Origin of the sequence: Shewanella maritima (genome assembly GCF_004295345.1) — a bacterium.
GTDB classification, from domain to species: Bacteria; Pseudomonadota; Gammaproteobacteria; order Enterobacterales; family Shewanellaceae; genus Shewanella; species Shewanella maritima.
This window is the reverse complement of the sequence record NZ_CP036200.1, coordinates 3,549,226-3,570,572: the sequence shown is the minus strand read 5'-3', so window position 1 is coordinate 3,570,572 and position 21,347 is coordinate 3,549,226. Positions and strand designations below refer to the sequence as shown.

The 21,347-nt window shown below is 45.3% G+C and carries 13 protein-coding genes; 6 read left to right on the top strand and 7 right to left on the bottom strand.

All coding sequences use genetic code 11. The annotated features are described in order from the left end of the window. The first annotated feature begins 63 nt into the window (after positions 1-63). Positions 64-1,077, top strand: a complete 1,014-nt coding sequence (locus EXU30_RS15130; protein ID WP_130601399.1) for a TolB family protein — start codon at positions 64-66, stop codon at positions 1,075-1,077. A 34-nt stretch (positions 1,078-1,111) separates the two neighbouring features. Here the strand turns inward: EXU30_RS15130 and EXU30_RS15125 are convergent, their stop codons facing one another. Next, a complete protein-coding gene (locus EXU30_RS15125; protein ID WP_130601397.1) occupies positions 1,112-2,311 on the bottom strand; it encodes a GGDEF domain-containing protein in 1,200 nt (399 codons plus the stop codon). 233 nt (positions 2,312-2,544) lie between these two features. Further along, positions 2,545-3,546, bottom strand: coding sequence for a cytochrome-c peroxidase (locus EXU30_RS15120; protein WP_130601395.1), 1,002 nt, complete (start codon positions 3,544-3,546; stop codon positions 2,545-2,547). A gap of 576 nt (positions 3,547-4,122) precedes the next feature. Here EXU30_RS15120 and EXU30_RS15115 point away from each other — a divergent pair. Further along, a complete protein-coding gene (locus tag EXU30_RS15115; RefSeq protein ID WP_130601393.1) occupies positions 4,123-4,791 on the top strand; it encodes a cold shock domain-containing protein in 669 nt (222 codons plus the stop codon). 133 nt (positions 4,792-4,924) lie between these two features. Here EXU30_RS15115 and pbpG read toward each other — a convergent pair whose 3' ends face one another. Then, positions 4,925-5,815: a D-alanyl-D-alanine endopeptidase gene (gene pbpG / locus EXU30_RS15110; protein ID WP_130601391.1), complete on the bottom strand. Its 891-nt coding sequence runs from the start codon at positions 5,813-5,815 to the stop codon at positions 4,925-4,927. A gap of 220 nt (positions 5,816-6,035) precedes the next feature. On the opposite strand from pbpG, the gene rpiA reads away from it, so the two are divergent. Beyond that, positions 6,036-6,695: a ribose-5-phosphate isomerase RpiA gene (rpiA, locus tag EXU30_RS15105; RefSeq protein WP_130601389.1), complete on the top strand. Its 660-nt coding sequence runs from the start codon at positions 6,036-6,038 to the stop codon at positions 6,693-6,695. Between the two features lie 115 nt (positions 6,696-6,810). On the opposite strand, the gene EXU30_RS15100 is transcribed toward rpiA, so the two are convergent. Continuing rightward, positions 6,811-8,673: a methyl-accepting chemotaxis protein gene (locus tag EXU30_RS15100; protein WP_130601387.1), complete on the bottom strand. Its 1,863-nt coding sequence runs from the start codon at positions 8,671-8,673 to the stop codon at positions 6,811-6,813. 327 nt (positions 8,674-9,000) lie between these two features. On the opposite strand from EXU30_RS15100, the gene EXU30_RS15095 reads away from it, so the two are divergent. The 3 genes from EXU30_RS15095 to EXU30_RS15085 are packed head-to-tail and all read left to right on the top strand — an operon-like array spanning position 9,001 to position 11,206. Further along, complete coding sequence (locus EXU30_RS15095) at positions 9,001-9,525, top strand: RNA polymerase sigma factor (protein WP_130601385.1); 525 nt, start codon at positions 9,001-9,003, stop codon at positions 9,523-9,525. Beyond that, a complete protein-coding gene (locus EXU30_RS15090) occupies positions 9,522-10,199 on the top strand; it encodes a hypothetical protein (protein WP_130601383.1) in 678 nt (225 codons plus the stop codon). Before EXU30_RS15095 ends, EXU30_RS15090 begins: the two co-directional genes overlap by 4 nt. Next, positions 10,196-11,206, top strand: coding sequence for a DUF4097 family beta strand repeat-containing protein (locus EXU30_RS15085; RefSeq protein WP_242620237.1), 1,011 nt, complete (start codon positions 10,196-10,198; stop codon positions 11,204-11,206). Before EXU30_RS15090 ends, EXU30_RS15085 begins: the two co-directional genes overlap by 4 nt. A gap of 119 nt (positions 11,207-11,325) precedes the next feature. On the opposite strand, the gene EXU30_RS15080 is transcribed toward EXU30_RS15085, so the two are convergent. From EXU30_RS15080 to EXU30_RS15070, 3 genes are all read right to left on the bottom strand, one after another. Further along, positions 11,326-14,910 (bottom strand): S8 family peptidase, encoded by a 3,585-nt coding sequence (locus tag EXU30_RS15080; protein ID WP_130601381.1) that lies wholly within the window; start codon positions 14,908-14,910, stop codon positions 11,326-11,328. Positions 14,911-14,961: 51 nt separating this feature from the next. Continuing rightward, positions 14,962-18,765, bottom strand: coding sequence for a S8 family serine peptidase (locus EXU30_RS15075; protein WP_165399030.1), 3,804 nt, complete (start codon positions 18,763-18,765; stop codon positions 14,962-14,964). Positions 18,766-18,953: 188 nt separating this feature from the next. Continuing rightward, on the bottom strand, positions 18,954-21,077 hold the full coding sequence (locus EXU30_RS15070; RefSeq protein WP_130601377.1) for a DUF5050 domain-containing protein: 2,124 nt from the start codon (positions 21,075-21,077) through the stop codon (positions 18,954-18,956). Positions 21,078-21,347: the final 270 nt, after the last annotated feature.

Genomic DNA, 21,347 nt, shown 5'->3' with positions numbered 1-21,347 from the left:
TTGCTGGTTTTGTATCGCAAGCCTTGTGTTTATGACCAAGAGCAGCCCCTAACAGGAAACATCATGACCGACATTCACCACAAAGCATCGACTCAGCTGAAAAGTAAACTGACATTTGCAGCAACCCTATTACTCACCGGAAGTGCGCTAATTAGCAGCCAAATAGCCTGTGCGGCTGATACGACTAATATCAAAAAGGCTAGCAAGGCTCCATATTACAACCCTGCGGCTTACGATAAAGCAGTCGAGTTTGCTCCTGGCATCATCTCAACCAAAGCCCATTTTGAGATCAACACTGTGTTTAATAAAACTGGCGATAAGGTGTTATTTGCGCGCTGCAGTGATGATTTTAGCCGCTGCACCATGATGGAATCTGACTACAAAAATGGCCAATGGCAAACGCCAAAAGCCCTACCATTTTCCGGTAAATATCTTGAAGCCGACCCTTATTACAATGCCGACTATAGTCAGGTCTACTTCGTATCAAAAAGACCAATTAATCAAGGCGAGGCGCTGGCAGAGACTGTCAACATTTGGCGGACTAAGCTTATTGTTTCAGCAGACGGTGTGTCTGGAGACAGTGTTTCGGGAGATATCTCAAGCTGGGAGGCGCCAGAATACCTAGCAGAGCTAAGCTCAAATGCCGATGATTTATATCCATCGATTACAGATAGTGGTGACTTGTACTTCCCTTCATTTAGAGATAACCGTCGCACCATGTATGTGGCGAAAAAACAGGGGAAAAATGGCTTTGCTAAACCTGTCGCCTTAGATGAAGCTATCTTTGGTAAAAATGCCAGTATTGGCGACTCTATGGTAAGCCGCGATGGCACGGTAATGTTGCTGAGCATTAAGGGACGTGCAGACAGTTTAGGTAAAGGTGACTTGTACATTGCCCGTAAGGTCAATGGCGAGTGGACCAAGGCCAAAAGCTTAGGTGATAAAGTGAATACCGCTAACCATGAGTTCACCCCAATTATATCGCCAGATGGCAAATACCTATTCTTTACCCGAGTAGAAAATGGTCGCGGCAACCTTTATCAAATTCATCTGAATGCGCTAGATAATGTTGAGTAACCGAAGACAATGAGGGGCTTTGCCCCTCAGCAAATTAAAATGACGGTCTGGCTTCCAATAAAATAGGCGCATCACCATCATGGAAGCTCACCTGATTGCGTCCCTGGCGCTTTGAGTGGTACAGGGCAAGATCTGCTCGGTGTAATAGCTCTTCCCAATGAGGATCATCCCGCTCTTGCTTGGCAATACCAATGGATACAGTCAGCGGAATTGAATGCCCTTTAAACTCCAGCGGCGAGTTCTCAATCCGCTGCTTAAGCCGCTGTGATAACAGGTGCAAGTTCACCACATCTTCACCGCTAAACAACAGCAAAAACTCCTCTCCACCGTAGCGGAACAAATGATCACTGGTTCGCATCGACTCCTGAGCTAATTTGGTTACATGCTTAAGCGCCATATCACCAAACTGATGCCCGAAGTCATCATTAATCTTCTTAAAGTGGTCGATGTCGATCATCACAATACAAAAATCGCTATTACCTTGTTTGCCCGCATCAAATGCTTCCGATGCCACGGTATCAAGTGCGCCGCGATTCATCCAGCCGGTCAGCTGATCTGTATGCGAAGCCTTGCGCAGGGCTATTTCTTGCTTGCGGAACACAATCAAACCACAAGCCATGTTCACCAAAGACAAAAATGCTAATACCGCGAGGGAGCCAGAAGTTTGCAAGAACTCATCACCTGCTTTGGTTAATGGTAGTTGCTGATCAAATACCACCACCAAAAAGCGCACAAACTGCTGAGTGAAGAAAATCACCTCAGCAAACATTAAAGGAAAATAAGCAATGTGATAATCCGGCGCCTTAGATACAGCGCGGATAAGCACCCACAGCACCGACAGGTTTATCACCATCAATAGCGGGTAAATAATTAATAAGCGATTGGTAATGGTATCAAGCAACCCAGGTACATAATGACAAATAAACAGTGCCAGTGACGCGAGAATTGCCACGTCCCATCTTGGTAATAATCCAAGGTGACGACGAATGCCAACCCAAATCGCAAGATGAGCCAGCAGGTACAACATATTGGCTAGAGCTGGGCCAAGAATATACGGTACAGGACCATAGTAGCTGAGCAAACCAATACAGTTACTGATAAAAAAGAACAATCCAGATAACGACCAATCTACAAGGCAGCGGTTGCGGTTGCTTGATAGGTATAGCGATAACAGCGTAAGGAACATAATGGCACTGGCCATCGCTGTCGAGACTTGTAGGGTGTAAGCGTCCATTGCTTGTCACTCGAGAGATTATTTACAACATAAGGGTTTTACCACTATACCGATTCAGGCAAAGCATTTCAGTATCGGTGATAAACATAACCCTCGCAGTCAGTATTAAGTAGGATAATTTGCATTAAATTCCATCACTGGTAGCGTTAAACATAACAAAATCTAAAACTAAAAAGCGCGCCAGAGTATCTGACACGCTTTTAACCTAACTTGGTTATTCAACCAAAAAATGCTTACTTAAACGGCACTGGGCGAGGTGTATTAGCATTTGATGGCGGTAAGATTGGCAAGGTTATTTGTGGTTGCTCGCCAGTTAATGTTTTTAAGAACTCAACCATTTGCTTAGTTTCTTGCTCGGTTAACGCCTGCCCTAACTGAATGTCTGCCATGGTGTTTACGGCTTCTTCTAAGGTCCATACGCTACCATCATGGAAGTATGGGTAGGTTAGCTCAATGTTTCTCAGCGTTGGCACCTTAAACACAAATTTGTCGGCTTCTAAACCCGTTACCGCTTTGCGCCCCTCTGATGGGTTATCGGTGTGGAAAGGTTTCACTAAGCCCATCTTCATATACATGGTACCGCCTACTGCTGGGCCATTGTGGCATGCAGTACAACCTTGATCTTTAAACACCTGATAGCCAGCTTTAGCATCTGCACTAATGGCATTTTTGTCGCCTTGAAGATACTTATCAAAATCACTGTGTGGCGTTACCAAGGTTTTCTCAAAGGTGGCAATCGCATCGGTAATACGGTCGATGTTCACTTCCTCTGAGCCATAGATTTTTTCAAAACGAGCAACATAAGCTGGCATTGAGCGAATCGTGTCTACTGCTAAGTCATGGGTATAACCCATCTCTTTTGGATTCGCGATAGGCCCCGCCGCTTGCTCTTTTAAGTCCTTAGCGCGGCCATCCCAAAACTGTGCCAGCATAAAGTCGGCATTAAGCACAGTTGGAGAATTAATCGGTCCTTGTTGCCACTCGTGGCCGATGGATGTAGGTAGTGCATCAACACCGCCTAGCGATAAGTTATGGCAAGAGTTACAAGAGATAAACCCCGACATAGACAGTCTTGGCTCAAAGAACAGCATTTTGCCTAGCTCAACTTTCTCAGGCTCAGTAATTTTTGCAGGCTCAATAATGCTGATAGGCTCCTCGGCATTAGCAACCCCAAAGGATAATGCACAGCTAACAGCGAGAGTCGATAAACTCAAAGACGTAAGTGACTTGGTCATGTTTAAACCTTATAAACTATGTGGATTTAGATACAGAGTAATTAGTCACTGTTTATGGGTAAATCAACATAAATAGATTAAGTCTATCTAGAGATTAGATAATAAAAACATGACCTTAGTCACTGATTAATTCGATAGAGGTGGTAGGTTAAGCGCTAACGCTCAATTTGTATGACTTTTTTGACTGCTTAGATAGCAAAAGTGTGACACGTAATTGGATGTAAATACGGTAAACATGATTAAATGTCGACTAAGTGTATAAAAAAGTGACAACTGTGCCGCCCTCTCAAAGATACAAATTGAAAAATAGTTTGTCTTTACTCTTTGCTTTCCCAGTAATTATCATATTTTAAAACAACATGTTACAGATTCATTAATATTTGTAGTAGTGGGCCCAACGGACCATTTGTTTAATGAAGTTACTATGATTGCCTAAGTACGCATATATACCGTACTTTTGCCTATTTGCGCATCACCGCTCAACGCCCCTTTAGGGGTTAAGCGGTGATAAAGCTTTGTTTAAACATCACCCTACCTGGCTCCTAGTCCACTATATAAAGTAACTAAGGAAAGCACGTGAAAGGTGAAATCATCTCGTATATGTCGAGCAAGAAATATGGTTTTGTAAGAGGTGAAGACGGCGAGAGTTACTTCCTCCATATTTCGAGCCTTGGCAATCCAGAATTAGAACCTCAGCTTGTACCAGGCGTTCAGGTAGACTTTACCCCTACCCCAACACCAAAAGGTATTGCAGCAAAAGAGGTCAGCATTTGTCGCTCATATTTTGTTAAGTCACTTTCTGACTTTATTACCACTAAACATAAGACGCCAAAATCGGGGGCAATTGAAGTTGGACACAGTGTTACTACCCGCTTCTTTAAAGACCCTAATCAAGGGCGTGAGCATTTACGTCAAATCGCAGATAAGATGGGCTGTAATGCCATCTTAAATCTACGTAGTGAAAAAGAAATGTTTGCCAAGGGTAGCCAGCGCATCACTATGTATGCATTTAAAGCTGATATATCAATTGTGACAGAGCTGTCACCGTGCAGTGAGCAGTCTCAACAAGATGCTTCATTTGCTGAAGTTGATACTAAGGTAAAACAAGCAAGTAGCCTTGTTGCTAGCATTAACGATACTGAACAAACAGAGCGTAACAAGCAGCTAAGAGACAACTCTTGGATGTACAAGGTAGCGGCAATTGCCTCCATCGCACTCCTTGGTTTAGCCTTGCTAATTGATTAACGTGCTTTAGCAGTTAGCAATACAAACTCAGGTATAAAAAAGGAGGCTAGATTTAGCCTCCTATTTTCGTTGCTAACAACAGCAAACATCTATTCGGTGAACTGCTGAAATCGCAAACGACTGATATTAGTAACTACTGGGTTTGCTTCTGCTGTTTGTATTTTTGCGCCTCTTTTGGCACCTTGGATACCTTGCCAGTTTCAAGATACCGCTTAAAGCGATTGGCGTCAGCTAGGTGAGTGTATTTACCAAATGCGTCTAGCACCACAAACGCAACTTCGCGCTTATTCATTTCAGCCAGCATCACTAAACATTGCCCAGCTTTACTGGTGTAACCCGTCTTGGTTAGCGCTATATCCCAGCTATCCTTAAAAACCAACTTATTGGTATTGTGAAAATCGAGCTTGTAACGTGGTTTAGAAAAAATAACATGGCGCTTTGGCATTGAGCTCAAACGCTTTAGCTCTGGGTAACTCTGGCTGGCTTTTAACAGCTTAATCAGATCGCTGGCGCTAGATACATTGTTCTCCGACAAACCACTTGGCTCATCAAAATGGGTTGAATTCATCGACAGCGCTTTCGCTTTCGCGTTCATTGCTTTAACAAACGCTTTAAAGCCGCCGGGGTAATGATGGGCAAGTGACGTTGCCGCGCGATTTTCTGAGGCGATAAGCGTCATGATCAGCATATTTTCGCGGGTAACTTTACTGCCGATACGAATACGTGAGTGCACGTTGCGCATAATAGGCGATTGCGATACATCAACGGCAATCTTTTCTTTTAACGGTAACTTAGCATCAAGCACGACCATAGCCGCCATTAGCTTAGATACCGAAGCTATTGGGCTCACCTCATCGGCATTTTCAGCATGCAAAACTTTATTGGTCTTTAAATCCACCACCATCACGCTATTAGCGGCAAGCGGTTGTTTAGAAATTACATCTGACTGAGCAAACGCATTGAAATGGCTTAACGCCAACAAACACCCAGCAACTAATGCGGATGAAAAACAAAAACGAGACATATTATTATGATAATTAACCAAACCCACCCGAGTATACGACAATTACATAGGAATTTAACCTAAGCGAAAACACTCGCCGAAAGTTTAAGCAATTGCTAACCTAAATGGTTTATCACAGGCACAATCTCTAGAGCAAAAAATACCTCAAGTTCTCCCTCTTATTTGAAGCAAGTTTTGCTATAATCTCGCCAATTTAATCATACCCTATGGAATTCAGGCCATGACTCAAGACGAAATGAAAAAAGCCGCAGGCTGGGCTGCACTAGAATACGTTGAACAAGGAGCGATTGTTGGCGTAGGCACAGGCTCGACTGTGAATCACTTTATCGACGCATTAGCAACGATCAAAGATGATATTGAAGGCGCAGTATCTAGCTCAGAAGCTTCAACTGAAAAGATGAAGTCTCTTGGCATCGAAGTGTTCGACTTAAACAGCGTGCCTGAGTTCGATGTTTATGTTGATGGCGCTGATGAAATCAACGGTCATATGGACATGATCAAGGGTGGTGGCGCTGCGCTAACCCGCGAAAAAATTGTTGCCGCTGTGGCCAAGAAGTTCGTTTGTATTGTCGACAACACTAAACAAGTCGACATTCTTGGCGAGTTCCCACTACCAGTTGAAGTTATCCCTATGGCGCGCTCTTATGTAGCTCGTGAACTAGTAAAACTTGGTGGTGACCCGGTGTACCGTGAAGGTGTGGTGACTGACAATGGCAATGTGATTTTAGATGTTTACAACATGAAAATCATGGATCCGAAAGCACTAGAAGAAAAAATAAACGCGATTGTAGGTGTGGTAACTAACGGTTTATTCGCTCATCGCGGCGCAGATGTACTGCTTGTTGGTACGCCTGAAGGGGTAAAAACCATTAAGAGCTAATTGGGCTTTATCGTCTATCTTTGCGTGATAGGCCTAAAGTTGCCGACACAAAAAAGCCTAACTTACGTTAGGCTTTTTTAATGGGTAAATACTGCCAAGTTAAAGACTCATAAAGCTACACCTTAAACTGGCTAACTGCCTGCTGCAGACCATCTGCACGCTGACGGACATCATCAGAAGATGCGGCATTTTCTTCAGCTGCATGTGATGACGCCTCTGCAATATCACGGATCACCACCACATTCTTATTTACCTCAGCAGCCACCGCTGACTGCTCTTCAATCGCCGCGGCTATCTGAGTGCTCATATCCATAATATTGGTCACGTCTTCGTTAATCTGCTGCAGTAAATCACCGGCACTAGCAGCCTCTTGTGCACTCTCGGTGCCCTGCTGCTGACTTGTTTCCATCAAACGCACAATGGCTTGGGTGCGGCTTTGCAAATTACTAATAATGCCTGAGATCTCTTCTGTAGATTCTTGAGTGCGCATTGCAAGATTACGAACTTCATCAGCAACCACCGCAAAACCACGCCCCTGCTCACCCGCACGGGCGGCCTCAATTGCCGCATTTAGCGCTAACAAGTTGGTTTGCTCAGCGATACCTCGGATCACATCTAACACACTACCAATGGTTTCACTGTCGCTTTCAAGATCAGACACCACTTGCGATGAGTCATTAAGCTGTTTGGCTAACAGTTCAATCTTATCAATTGTTTGCTTGACGCCTGTTTGACCAACCTGAGCGTTGTCGTGGGTTTGCCCAGCCTTTTGCGCAGCAAGCTCAGTATTTTTAGCAATTTCCTCAATAGTTGCCCCCATTTCGGTTACCGCGGTGGCCACCATATCGGTTTCATTTAGCTGACGTAACACACCTTCTGACGCTTGATTCGCATTGTCAGAAAGCTCATGACAAGAATGGTTCATCGCTACTACAGAATCATTCACCTGCTCAATAAGGTGCTGGAACGAGGCGACCATAGCATTAAAATGCTGAGCAATGCGTGAAAGTTCATCGTTGCCGCTCTCATCGCAACGCAGAGACAAATCTTTGTCGATTTCGATTTGCGTTATCACCTCGGTAATATCTTCAACTGGACGAATGATATTGAGAATAATGTAATAGGTCACTGAGCCTAAGGTAATCGCAATTAACAGGAAGGCAATAAGACTCGTATAAAATGCGCTATCAATCGCCGAGTCAACCTCAACGATAGTTTTTTCACGCAGACTCTTAATAACAGCATCTGTTTGGAAAATGGCCTCACGTAGCTGACCCAGCTTGCCGTCATTTTCGGTTAACCCTAGCTTGATTTCATTATCCGTTAAGTTATTAAAGTCAGTACGATACTGGGCTATTTTTGCTTTGAGATTGTTTTTAACGCTGTAATCTAAGTCTGATGCATCAACTGCGGCACTAAAAGCCTCAATATTGCCATTAAAGCGCTGAATGTATTTAGCATCACGGCGCAACATAAAGTCTTTTTCGTTACGTCTTAGCTGCAACATCATCACTGACAAACTGTCTTGCTGATGCTGCTTTAGTATTTCCTCGACTCCGTGCACTGCAGAACGTAGAGTGCCATAAAGGCCGGTTTTAGGCGTGAAACCGATCACCTGCTTCATGGCGACCAGTTCATTAAAGTAGGAGTGATAAACCCGCACGCTTTGCGCTAAGCTCTTGAGCTCATTGGTCGGCATACCGCGATCTTCCATCGCCTCATCTACATGCCCAATAAAGCCCATAATATCGTCAAAGTTCTTTTGGTGGGCCTCGACATATTCCATATCTAAGCGTGCAAGAAAGTCTTTTTCTTCTTTACGCAGTTCCAATACTTCTTTTTCGATACTTAAGATGTCTTCGGTCACTGTGCCAAGATCTTCTAAAGTCGAAGTGGTGAAGGTTTGCAGAAAAAACATTGCTAGTACGGCCACTAAAGACACTGTTGCGTTAGCTATTAGTTTTGTTCTTATCAGCATTCTTAGCTCCTTACAGGTGCTGCGATAAAAAGGGTTAGCCTTTATAACGGCAACTATTTAGATTTCTAAATAGTAAAATCAGGTATTTACTAATGATATGTTAATGAGTTGCTACTCAACACAATATCAAAACCTTAGCTGGCGGCAAGCACTATCTGCCATCGCTATTCGTTAGTGTTAAACCCAGCATGTAAATTATAGTTGGCTTTCAATTTTACGAAAAAAATCAAAAACAAATTTTTTGCATAAACCATTTTCAACCTGCTTGTGTCTAATTAGTTAAACAAGGAAACCGTTATCAAAAAGGACACCACTATTAACAGCCCAATGTCAGACCCTGAGCTTGTCGCGCTGGCACGCCAAGGAGACAAACACGCATTCCATAGCTTGTACTTGCGCCATCATGGCCGGGTGTATGCCATCTGCTTGCGCATGGCAGGGCAAGCAAGTGTGGCTGAAGATATTACGCAGGAGTGCTTTGTTCGCCTTTGGCATAAGCTGGCGCAGTTTGAGGGTAACAGTGAGTTTAGTACCTGGCTGCATCGTTTGTGTGTGCGTCAGGCGATCAACAGCATTAAGGCACAAAAGAGCTTTTGGCAACGGTTTGTATCCCATGAGCAGTTAAATCAGCAAGATCAAGCTTTTGCTGATGAACACACTAGTAGCACTGAGTACCACCAACTAGATAAGTTGATTGTGCGACTGCCTGAGCGCATGCGCATGGTGTTTGTGCTAGCCGCGCTTGAGGGCTACCAGCACGATGAAATTGCCAAGCTGCTTGGAATAGCCGTGGGCACCAGTAAAAACCAGTATTTTAAAGCCAAACAACTATTAAAGGAGATGCTGTCATGAGTGAAAACCCTGTCATAAATGAAAAGACTGTCACGAATGAAAACAACGTTAGCAGCAATGACTCCAGCACGTCACCAACAAATGGCAACAATGGTCAAATCGATTTGCAGTCGCTTATTGACTCGGCACCGAGCGACATTAAACCCCAGCGCGATTTATGGCGCGCTATTGAGCCCGAGCTCACTGATTGTAGACAAACCAGCCATACGCAAACAGACAATAGCGACAGTCAGTTTTGGCAACCACTGGCTATCGCCGCCAGCTTTGCTTGCGTGTGTTTACTCACCTGGCAGTTGATTGATACCAATGCACCTGCACCAGTGGAAGACTCAACTGCTGTTATTTCCGAACCTGTTAATTATGTTGAGCCAGTTAATCATGCCGAGCTAGTCGATGAAATCCACGCCATTGCTAAGACGCACCAACAGCAGGTCAGCACGCTGGAGCATTATATTCAAAGTGTAAGTTGGCAAGATAGCGCATTGATACAAGGGCTTAGTGAGTTAAGACTCGCCGCTGAGCAAACTCAAAAGGCCCTAGAACAAAGCCCTGCTAATCAACAGTTGTGGCAACTGTGGCTTTGGTTACAACAAAGAGAATTACGACTACTCAAACAACAAAGACAACAATCTCAACATTACTTTCAGCAACAGACTCAAGGAACCTCAATATGAAGCTAAGCACTCATTTACTAGCAAATAAGGCTATGCCGCTTGCCAATAACTTAACCAGCGCAATTAAAGCAGGCCTTGTTATCGCCGCGACTCTAAGCTTCAACGCTTACAGCGAAGAGCAGGTTTCAAAGCAAGTTGCTGTCAGTGGCTCACCGAATATTGATGTGCAAGTACAGCGCGGCAGTGTGCAAATTATCGGTTGGGACAAAAATGAAGTATCAGTAACCGGCACCTTGGATGAGCTATCAGAAGGTCTGATATTTAAGCAACGCGGCAACAACATTGAAATTGAAGATAAAATGCCAAAGCAGTATCAAGGCAATAACAAGCAAGGCTCAAATCTGATCATTAAAGTGCCCAATGAATTGCAGCTTGAAGCCGAAGGCGTATCGGCAAACTATTCACTTAATGATTTGCAAGGAAAAGTGGAACTCGAGGTGGTGAGCGGCAACATCGAGGCGAAAAAAATTAGCGGCGATACCGAGCTAACCACAGTATCTGGACACATTAATAGCCAAAATACCCAGGGCAAGCTAGAGCTAGAAAGCGTGTCTGGCAACATTAAAGACATAAATAGCATGGGCAAAATTAGCTATCGCCTAGTCAGTGGAGACCTTATTGCCAGCAGCAAAGCAACCAAAGCCACTGTTGAAACCGTATCAGGCGATATTCGCGGCCAATTTAGCGATGTAGGAAAAGTGAAGGTGGTGACGGTTAGCGGCGATGTTGAGCTTGGTTTCTCAGACAGCTTGCGTAAAGGCCATATTGAAAGCGTCAGCGGTAACCTTAGTATCGGCTTTTCGACTATGCCATCCATGCAAGTGTCTATTGCTGGCGGCCCAGGTGGAAAGATCCGTAACAAGCTGACAGAAGATAAGCCAGTTAAGCCTAAGTATTTGCCAAGTTCAGAGCTTAACTTTGTTGCCGGCAGCGGAGATGGCAAGCTAAGCGTAGAAACCATTAGCGGCAATATCACAGTTCAAAATGCGCAAGTGACGGTTGATTAAACAAAAAAGGCCCGCTAGGCGGGCCAAACACATCCAAATGGACTGAACACTTTTTTATTGAAAACAGCTCTCTATTGAAAGCTGCTTTGTAACAAGCGCTAATTGAGCAAACAGCTAAATTAGCTAGCCATTGCAACCTTTAGTAAGCGTCTGCGACTCGCAGCGACTAGCATCAATAGCGCAGCGAAATAGCCTAGCGCACCACCACTGTCTGAAGATGGTGTTGGCTCCGGTTCAGGTGTTGGGTCAGCAGGCGCTGGCGCTTCACTCACCACCACATCAAAGCTTTCACTTACCGTTAATTCGCCATCTGATGCGGTCACTGTCAGGGTAACAGTCGCAGCGGCGTCTACAGATAAGGTCAACATTGTGCCATCAATGTTTGCACCGTCATGGCCTGCGACTGAAAGCGTTAACGCATCACCGTCAGGATCGCTAAACACGTTAGCCAGATCCATAGTCATGGTCGCAGCGCCATTATCATCTAACTCAAGCTCGGCATCGGCAATAGCATTTGCCAACACAGGTGCTTGATTTGGTGTGACTTCAACTGGGGCTTTAGCTTCCACTTTGATTAACGTTGCACCCACGTTGCGCTTAAGATTTGCTGTGGTGCCTAGCTCTAGTAAGCCGTAATACACCTCACCTTCTTGCATTACTTCGAGCTGCTCGTTGTCATCTAAATAACCATTCACCGTCAGGGTGACGTCAAAGGCTTCATCTTGAGCAACACTGGTTGGCGCGTCGATATCAAAGCTTTCATTGTAGGTGTATGCGACCTGAGTGATACGCAGTGTCACATCGTCACTCTCACCATCAACACTACCTTGATAGTTATGGGCGAAAATCCAGTAGTTACCCGTAGCAGGCGTTTCTATCACGCACAATTCATTCGAGTCCACCTGACCACTGATACACAGTAATGAGTAGTAGACTTCCCATGCATCTGGCTGACCATCACCGTTTTCATCAATACCGACATATAAATCCATATCTGGCGCGGTAGATGACGTAATTTCAGCAATCAGGCGCTTAGTGTAAGGCTTAACCACAACACCCACAGAGTGAATGGTGTCTAGGTTATTCCATGGCGACTCACGCTCATCACTAGTACTTGATGCAACAGCGTCGCCCGGATATTCAACCGCTGGGAAGAAACCGAAACCTTTAGTTTGTAAGTCATTGGTACCCGATGTAGTCACATCTTTAATCACTACTTGATTGTCTACATTGTTAAGCTCAGCCGTCATTATCTCAACTAGCTTGCCCGCTTTAAAACCAACGGTAGCTTGCAGATGAGTGTCGCTCATTGAGGTATCGGCATTAGTAAGTTTTACATAGCCATGTACCCACTCGTCAGCTAACTCAATGTTTGCCGCTGCGGTAATGGTTAACTCTTGCGACTCACCTGCGGCCAAACTAAAGCTTGCTGGCGATACAGTTAGGTCAAAGCCAGGTGTGAGGTACTCATAACTTGCACTCCAGCTACTTGCTTTAACTGCCGTCACTGTACGTGTCCATGTGCAGCTAGACACACACTCACTTTGCACCATAGATGTACTATTTAGTGCACTTGGATCACCGCCATCTTCTGGGTTGGCATCAACGTATTCTTGCTTGCTGATATCAAGTACTAAACCTGCGTTAATGGCATCGGCAATACGGATACTACCCGCACCTTGGTCGAAGAAATCTGAGCGCTGTTTTGTGCCAGAATATTCATCATCCTTATATGTCATCTGATGCGCAGTCGACATGACCGCTGACTGCACTTGCGCAGGGCTCCAATCAGGTTGAGACGCATGAATCAGCGCTAGTGCACCCGCAACATGAGGACTAGACATAGAAGTACCAGACATAGTGACATAAGGCGTGCCGCCACCTGTTTCAGTAAATGGTCTATCTTCAGCATTAGCAGCGTAAATATCGACACCTGGCGCGGCAATATCTGGCGCAAAGATGTTTGGATAAGGCAAGTTAGGGCCACGTGATGTGAATACACCAGCGATATCGCCTAGCTCTGGATCTTTAATCAGCTGTGAATCGCCAATGGTAGCCTGATGACCTTCACCAGCAGCTAGCCAGTCAACGACAGTTTGACCGTCAGTTGCCGATAGGTGGATTGCCGGCAGCAAATGGTGGTCTGAATCAATTGACTCTGCGCCGCCAGCCACATTGATTAAGATAAGGCCGCCTGCGCCGCCATCGAGCACGTTTTTACCTTTACGAACCCTAGCAATATCGCCGCGCTCACACACCACGATTTCGCCGTCAAAGGTGCCCGCTTCAAACGGTGTTAAACACTGACCATCACCAAAATCAGCAGCGTTAACAACGCTTGCAGTATAGGCCGCTGTTGCGCCCTTGCCCGTTAATGCTGCTGGTTTAGTATCGCCGCCGACAAAGTCAGATAATTGCTTTTCGCTAAAGCCGCGATCGTGAGTATAAGCGGCAACTGTGGTGATCCAAGGTGAGTTACCCGGCGAGCCAATCGTCTGCGCATTAGGGCCCGAGTTACCAGCTGAGGTTGCCACATGAATCCCTGCTTCACGTGCATTTAAAAACGCTACGCTGTCAGCTGAGCTCCAAGGGTCTCTCGCTGAGCCACCCACAGAGTAGTTAAGTACGTTAACGCCATGAGTAATCGCATGTTCAACTGCGCGAATGGCAAGCTCTGGATAACAAGCACCGTTATAAGTACATACCTGATATGACACGATATTAGCGTGAGGTGCAACACCGCTAATGTCATCAAATACAAAGCCACTAGGCCCAGAGATAACGCCTTGCTCGTCTTCCACTGCAAGATAATAGTTAACGTCTTTAACTATGTTGCCCGCAGCGGTTGAGGCAACGTGAGAGCCGTGACCATTGAAGTCATAGCCTATTTGTACTTTTTCTTCGATATCTGCATAACCTTGACCAACAATTTCAGGGCGGTTATCGACAATCTCTGGGTAACTGACAATACCAATCAGTTTATCGTTACAAAACTTAGCAAAGGTTTGGCAATCTCCCAGATATTGGCCTTCACCTAATGGGTTGACATGCTCATAACCATCAACACCAACCGCAGCAAAAGACGGATGGGTTGCGTTAATGCCGGTATCAATAATACCCACAATCACACCTTCACCTTGAGTGGCTAAGTTGCCATTAGCGCCCTGCCAAACCTGCTTAGCACCAATAAATTCTGGCCCTGATGAAGTATGTAATTGATGCATGCCCACAGGCTCTACGCTGGCAACATCCGCATCGTTGGCAATAAGCAGCGCTTCTTCAGCGCTTAGCTCAACAGCAACAGCATTCAGCACAATTTGATAGCTATGTTTAATGTCTAAACTACGCTTTAGTTTTTTGCCTAATCGAGAAGAAATAGTTTGCTGTTTATTGGCTAAATAGCGGCTGTAACTTACGCTCGCAGCAGATTTTACATCCAATGTACCAGCTTTAGTGGTGTTGCTGCCTTTGCTCATTTGCGTGGCGGCTAAACCCATAATATCGCCGCGATAAGTAGCTAATGGCTCATCGTTAAAGCGAATAAAATATAAATTGTCACTGCGGGTTTTATCGTTTTGTACTTGTTTTAGTTTTTCTTTACCCGGAATAACTGTGTGGATTGGGCTGGCGTCATCGGCGATCACATTTGCCGACATCGCTGACATAGCAAGGCCCATAACCAAATTAATGCGACTTAATTTCATTTGATTTCCTTAATAAAAAGGGAAAGCCCAGGTGGGCTTTCCCAATAAGCGCTAGGCGCGGCGACGTAGACCAATAAAGCCTGCAATTAACAATGACAACCAACCTAGGCTGCTGCCAGAGTCATCGTCAGTGGCAATCATTTCTGCTGCCACATCAACGCTATGGCTCACTTCATGCTCGCCATCAGAAGCGGTAACAGTAAATTGATAGTTACCAGACGCTTCCACTTCACCCATGACCATCATCCCGTCTAGGCTCAATGACTTAAAGCCATCACCCATTACCGAGTAACTCAGCGCATCACCTTCAACGTCAGTAAACAGGCCTGCAATATCAACACTAAAGCTTGCGCTCTCGCCTTGATTAAAGCTAAGCGCTGGTACGCTAATCGCATCAGCAACCGCAGAGTTTAGAGTTGGCATGACATCATTGATGTTGCCAACGTTTACTGTGACGACTGCAGTTTCACCAATAGTATTACCACTCTTAGCTAGCAACTTGATGTCATAGCTTTGCTGGGCTTCATAATCCAATGCGTCAGGGTTAACCACATATAGCTCATGGGTTACCTGGTTAATCGCAAATGGTGTGCCCGGAAGTGAGTTCACAATCATTAACTCGAAGTCTTCGGTCGAATCACCGTTAATAGCAAAGAAACCTGATGTTTCTAACTCAAGTTCACCAACCACAGTGCCAGCGGCGGCGTTTTCCTCAACCATAAACATTTGGTTGTCGACTACTTTAGCAATCACGTTACCGTCTGCATCACGGTAGCCATTAACACCAAACTGGAAGAAGTCATCATTGCTACTCATCACCATAAAGGCTTTATCGGGCTCACCGACTGGGCCACCCCAAACCTCTGGTGCAGAAGCTGATGCGATATACACTTCCTCACCTGGTGCCACGGTAATTTGATGCGAGAAGGTTAAGCTTGATACATCATCACCGTCTGACTTTCTGGCGAAACCAACATTAACTGACTTATCGGTCACCACATCTTCACAGTATTCGTTACCAAACCAGTCAGTGAAGCACTGAGTTTCTGAGGTGTAGTAACCTTTGCGTAGTGGGTTAACCATAATCAGGCCGTCCCCTTTATCGATACCCGCATCACGGTCAGTCTCGATATGGAAACCAAAGTTTTGGTCAAAGTCTTCCACGCTGTCTAGGTCATGGTGGAATAAGTCTTCAACACATAACTGAGACACAATGTTGCGGCCATTGTTGGTAAAGTAAGTCGGCACGCTTGATTCAGTGTAACGACCATTGCGGTTTGCCGGGTCAAACGCCTTGTTGTAGTCGATAAAGAAAGTCGTTGGCTGACCACTGTCATTTAGGGCTACAAAAGGTTGGTTAACTATCATTGCTTCATCGTAAATGTAAGCGCCTAGAAAGCTCTCATCCCAGCCATTATCGCGGACTAACTGCTCGTAAAATAAATCGTAGAAGAACAGCAGCGGACCGATTTTATCGCTGTAATTGGCTGTCGCCATTTGTGCAGGCTGAAAAAAGTTAACTGCAACCACGAGTTTCTTACCGGTTTCGCCACACATAGCATCATCATAAATACCGCCACCTACTGCGCGGATTTTATGACCAGCGACCTCTTCTTTTCCCTCTGGTTCCATGTCTTTCTTGATCCAAAGTGGGAAAGCTTGAAAGGTCGTTTCCGTTTGTGAGTTGTTGGTAAAAGAGGCGGCAAACGCCTGATAATGAGGGTCACCATACTGGTTGTCAGGGTATAGGCTGCGTGCCCAGTCAAAATGTGACCACTCAGTTTGCCCCAGATCTGAATTCCAACCTAAGTACTCTGGAAACTCTTTAGCCATCGGCTTTTTGCTGATTTTAGTGCTGTTACGCGCTTGCACCATCCAGCCAAGTTTTAGTGGAGGTTTACCTTCAGCGGTAAACTGTAAGTAGCCGTTTAGCTCTGTCGCCGTCAGGTTTTCATCTGTGTGATCTTGAGTCATAAATAGCGGCCAGCGCGGGAGCATGGTGCCATCAATGGTCAAGGTGACATCCACAACCACAGTCGCATTTGCAGGAATGCTCACTGATTGAGGCAGGTTTACGGTAATCGCATCTTGCGCGGCTTTGTCACCAAATGGATTAAATTCAACGGCGTAGGTTTGCGCAGTATCTGACACATTCTTAATGGTTACTTTCTTATGAATGACTTTTTGCTCATCCACTTCGTGCATACCAAATTGTATGTATGGCTGATGACTGCTTGACTCCCACATCACTACTGGCGACGCCACTGCAGCTGCAACATCTTCTACACCATGGCCCACAGATAGCAGCTCAGCGGTGGTTGTACCGTCAGTACGTAAGATACCGTCATTTACCGCGGTATTAGCCAACATGGCTTTGATTTCAGTTGGGCCAAATGATGGATGGTGACTCTTAATCACTGCCGCAGCCGCCGCAATTTTCGCAGCGCCCGATAGAATATCTGAGCGAGTGCTCATGCGCGGCGCATCTGGGTCTTCATTAGAGATTTTGACCACAGGCACATCATTGGTGTGAGTGACAATTTCAGGCTTTAAAGCTTGTGAGCCGCGTACTGGCCCCATTGGTGCCCAGGCTGGGACGACTGTATTGCCATCTTGCAGCTCAACGCCACCAACCGTAATGGCTGATGTTGGGCTACCTTCGTATGAAATCCAGCTGCGGTGTTTAGCCTCTGCCATCCCAAATGTTGAGTACTCAGCACCATTACCCGCGTGAGTCACGATAGTCATACCTTGACCCGCGGCTTTTTCAATCATCAGCTGCATCAGGCCAGGACCAGCGTTACCGTCAATATCAAAAAACGCTCCTGCGCCGCCCGCATCAATCAAACTGATATCCAGACGGTCTGACATATCGCCATCTTGGTTAGGGTCAAGTGCATGCTCAAGTGCCATGATGATTTTTTCCATGGTCGGCACTTGTACTTCAAGAGTGTCTGGGTCCCAGCTCGCAGGAGACACATTTGCTACTTTGTAAGCATGTAGCTCAGCGCCAGGCGCAAGCTGGTGGACGATACTGGCAATCTCAGTACCTAACCCCGTTGGGAACACCCAACCATTCCAGCTTTCATACTGGTAGTTTTGATCGATTGGGTTGGCATCGTTACCCCAGTTTTCACCCGCAAAATCCCAGCCACCTGTGACAACAGCAGTCGGGAAGCCATCATATTCAATCGCGCCATTTACTAGCGCATCCATGTAGGTGCCTTTTGCTGGTGGCACTTCAGGATCTGAGGTATCACCATATTCACCAGAGCCGCCGAACTCGGCTAAGGTGTAATCAATACCAGTGGAAATAATCGCAACACTGACACCATTACCCGCGGTTTCGCTACCTGTGTATGGCGCTAACTTAGCTACATCACCTGCTTCACTCATTTGCGCTGATTGGGTTGCACTTAACACCGCCTGATTGCTCATTAAATCAGTGCTTTTACTGCTTCCCAACACCACGGTTTCTGCAGCTTTAAAGGTGTACTTAACGTCGGTTAACGCTTGAACTGCCGGCAGATTTTCTGGGTTTAATTCAATGGTAACTATGTTGGCTAACAGGCGAGAGCTAGACACCAGTTTGGCATTACCGTCAATCTGGTTTACCGCATCAAAAAAGGCTTGCTGCTGCTTTTGAACCTGCGCCAAGCTAGCCTTGGCTTGGGTTTCACTCGCAAGCATAGACACATCATTAAGATAAAAAGTGTACGCGGTTCTTAGCGCTTGTTGTTGGCCATATGCCGGTTTTACATCTGTCGAAACAGTCGCATCAACCTGAGTGGAAAATGCGGTCGTCATGAGTGCGGCTGAAACGCACATCGCGAGAGTACAGTGTTTGAATTTCATTTCCATTCCTTGTCGTTATAGTTGTTTTTCAGCCTCGTTAACAAAGCTGTCACAATTAATAACCTTGAGCGAAATGGGGCTCAATCTGATAAAGCTCAGATAATACTCAGTTTTTAATCTTTAGATATCTTTTTGACCTCTTTTAAAAATCTATTACCATAACAATCATTAGCTTACGTAAAATTAAATTAATCGTTCGCTAATGGGTATTTCATTACATCAGCCTCATTTGCCACCTTTAAAGTCAGCAAAATAGACCCTCCATCGGCGGGTGATAAGCCATAGAACTTGCGTATGGTGTTAGCAGAAAAACTTAACACGGTTTGCTGCTCGCCGCTTAACGAAATACGCTCAATTTTGTCATGCTCATTTGTTCGCATCACAAAATAAACATAACCATCTTGGTAGAAAAATGAGCCAAAATCGTACTTGGTTAACGCATCAGTAATTCGGGTAAGCTGTGAAGTGTTGCGGTCAAAACGCCAGATGCCATTTTGGTTAAATTTAGACAAATACAAAATATGCGGTGCTTCACCTTCGAGTGCGTAATTGCCCTCACCTTCAAGCACCACCGTTTGTTGCTTGGTGGCGATATTGTATGCATAGATCGCATTTTCGCCAGCTTTGGTGCCTTTAAAATACAAGGTGTTACCGTCGCTAGACCATGACAAGTTCTCAGCTGTCACCCCTTGGGTATCAACTGGGGTAAAAATCGCGCTATTGATATCACCCAGATACAAGGTTTGGTCATTATCTTTATTAATGCTGACGGCAAATTGCGACGATGTGGGTGACACACTGGGCACGCCAGCATTGCCCATATCCTTGGTTAGATTAATGCTACTGGCACCATTGTTTTTCCATACAGCCCAAAGCTGGGCGCGGTTCGACAAAAACAGCACATCTTGAGTTTGTTTGGAAAAGCGCGCGTACATGTCGCGTGAAGATGATGAAATGGTATTGATGGTTTGTTTATCGGCAAGCTTCACCTGAGCTATGTACTCTTTGGAAATATGTTGACTGCTAAACAAGGTTTGTTTGGCTTGGTCAAAACTCAGATTACTCGGCATGCCGCTATGGGGTATTGATTGTAACAATTCACCATCAAGGCCGATTTTCGACAATAATAACTCACCGCCATCTAGGTAATTAACGTAGAACACTTGCTCGCTAACGTCATAATCAAAGTCGACGATGGTCACCCGATTTTGAATGAGTGGCGTCAGGCTTTGCTGCTTTTCATCATCAGTGATTGGCGTTTTTACTTTAGCGCCATTTTGCACTAGTAGGCTCATCTGCATTGAGGCACTTTTCTCGCGTATAAATGCAAAACGGTTTTGGCTAGCTAATTCGTGGGGAGCAAAATCGACTTCGTTTTCAGCAGGAAAGCTCACCTGCTGCGACTGCCCAGTTAGCTCTGAGTAGGCAAAGAGTGCAACTCTGTCTGCTAACTGCTTCGCGTAAATCAAGGTGTCATCATCATGACTTGACCAGGTTAATACCCGCTTAAACGGCAAGTAAAAACAATCGCTTGCGACTAGGGTATCGGTATTATTTTGTAAATGGCGTACCCTCACCTCGCAGCTACCAGCGTCATCAATGCGCACATAGGCCAGCTTACTATCCGACAAAGACCAAGCTGGTGAGGCCTCTTCATGTTCACCTAAAGTTATTTGATTAAGCGGGGCTTGTTGCTGGGTAAGGTCTTGAATATAGATCTTGCCTAGCTGCTCTCCAGCGCGCCACTGCATCGCTAAATACTGCCCAGAATGCGAAACGGCAATATGCTCTTCAACACCTTCGTAGTTAGTGACTTTGCTTTGTTTTACCGTGTTAGTTTGCACTTTTACTGGCGCTTGCGGATCCTTAGGCCAAAAAGCCTGAGCCACAATCACCATGATTAACAAGACGACGACACCTGGCCACAACCAAGGCTTCGCTTGGCGGCCTGCTTGCGGTTTTGTCTCAGTATTAATCGTTGCTACACTGTTTAGCGCTTGGTTGCTCAGCAACAATTGATAGCCCACTTTGGGCAAGGTAAGAAAAACTTCGTCTTCGACACCTAGATCTTTAAACGCTTTACGAATAACCCAAACCGAGTTGGTAAACCCCTTTTCGCCAACGCCTTGATTCCCAGCCCAGATCTGCTCAATAGCATCAGCTCGTGAAACAATATTCTCTTCACTGGTCAGAAAAAGCTGGAGTAGTTCACACACTTTTGCGGGGAGTTTTTGCTGCAACTCATTACAGCTAAGCAGCAAAAGATTTGTATCTAGGGTGCAAGGGCCAATTTGGTATTGAGCCAGAGTCATCCGCTCTCCTTGGGATTATTGTTATTATTTTAAGCTATGACATTTAATTACCGGCTAGCCGATAAATTCTGAGACAAGTATGTAAAGGCCGCGTTTACAAATAGTTAGCCGCAGCTGTTACTCGCCTGTAACATTTATAATAAAGACAGACTAAAAACTCGCTCAAGTAAAAACTGATACAAGTGCAACAACAACTGTATAAGCCTTTGTAATTTATTAAAAAGCAAAACGTAACAGTTTGTAATGCACACGTAGAGCATCATCTTTATG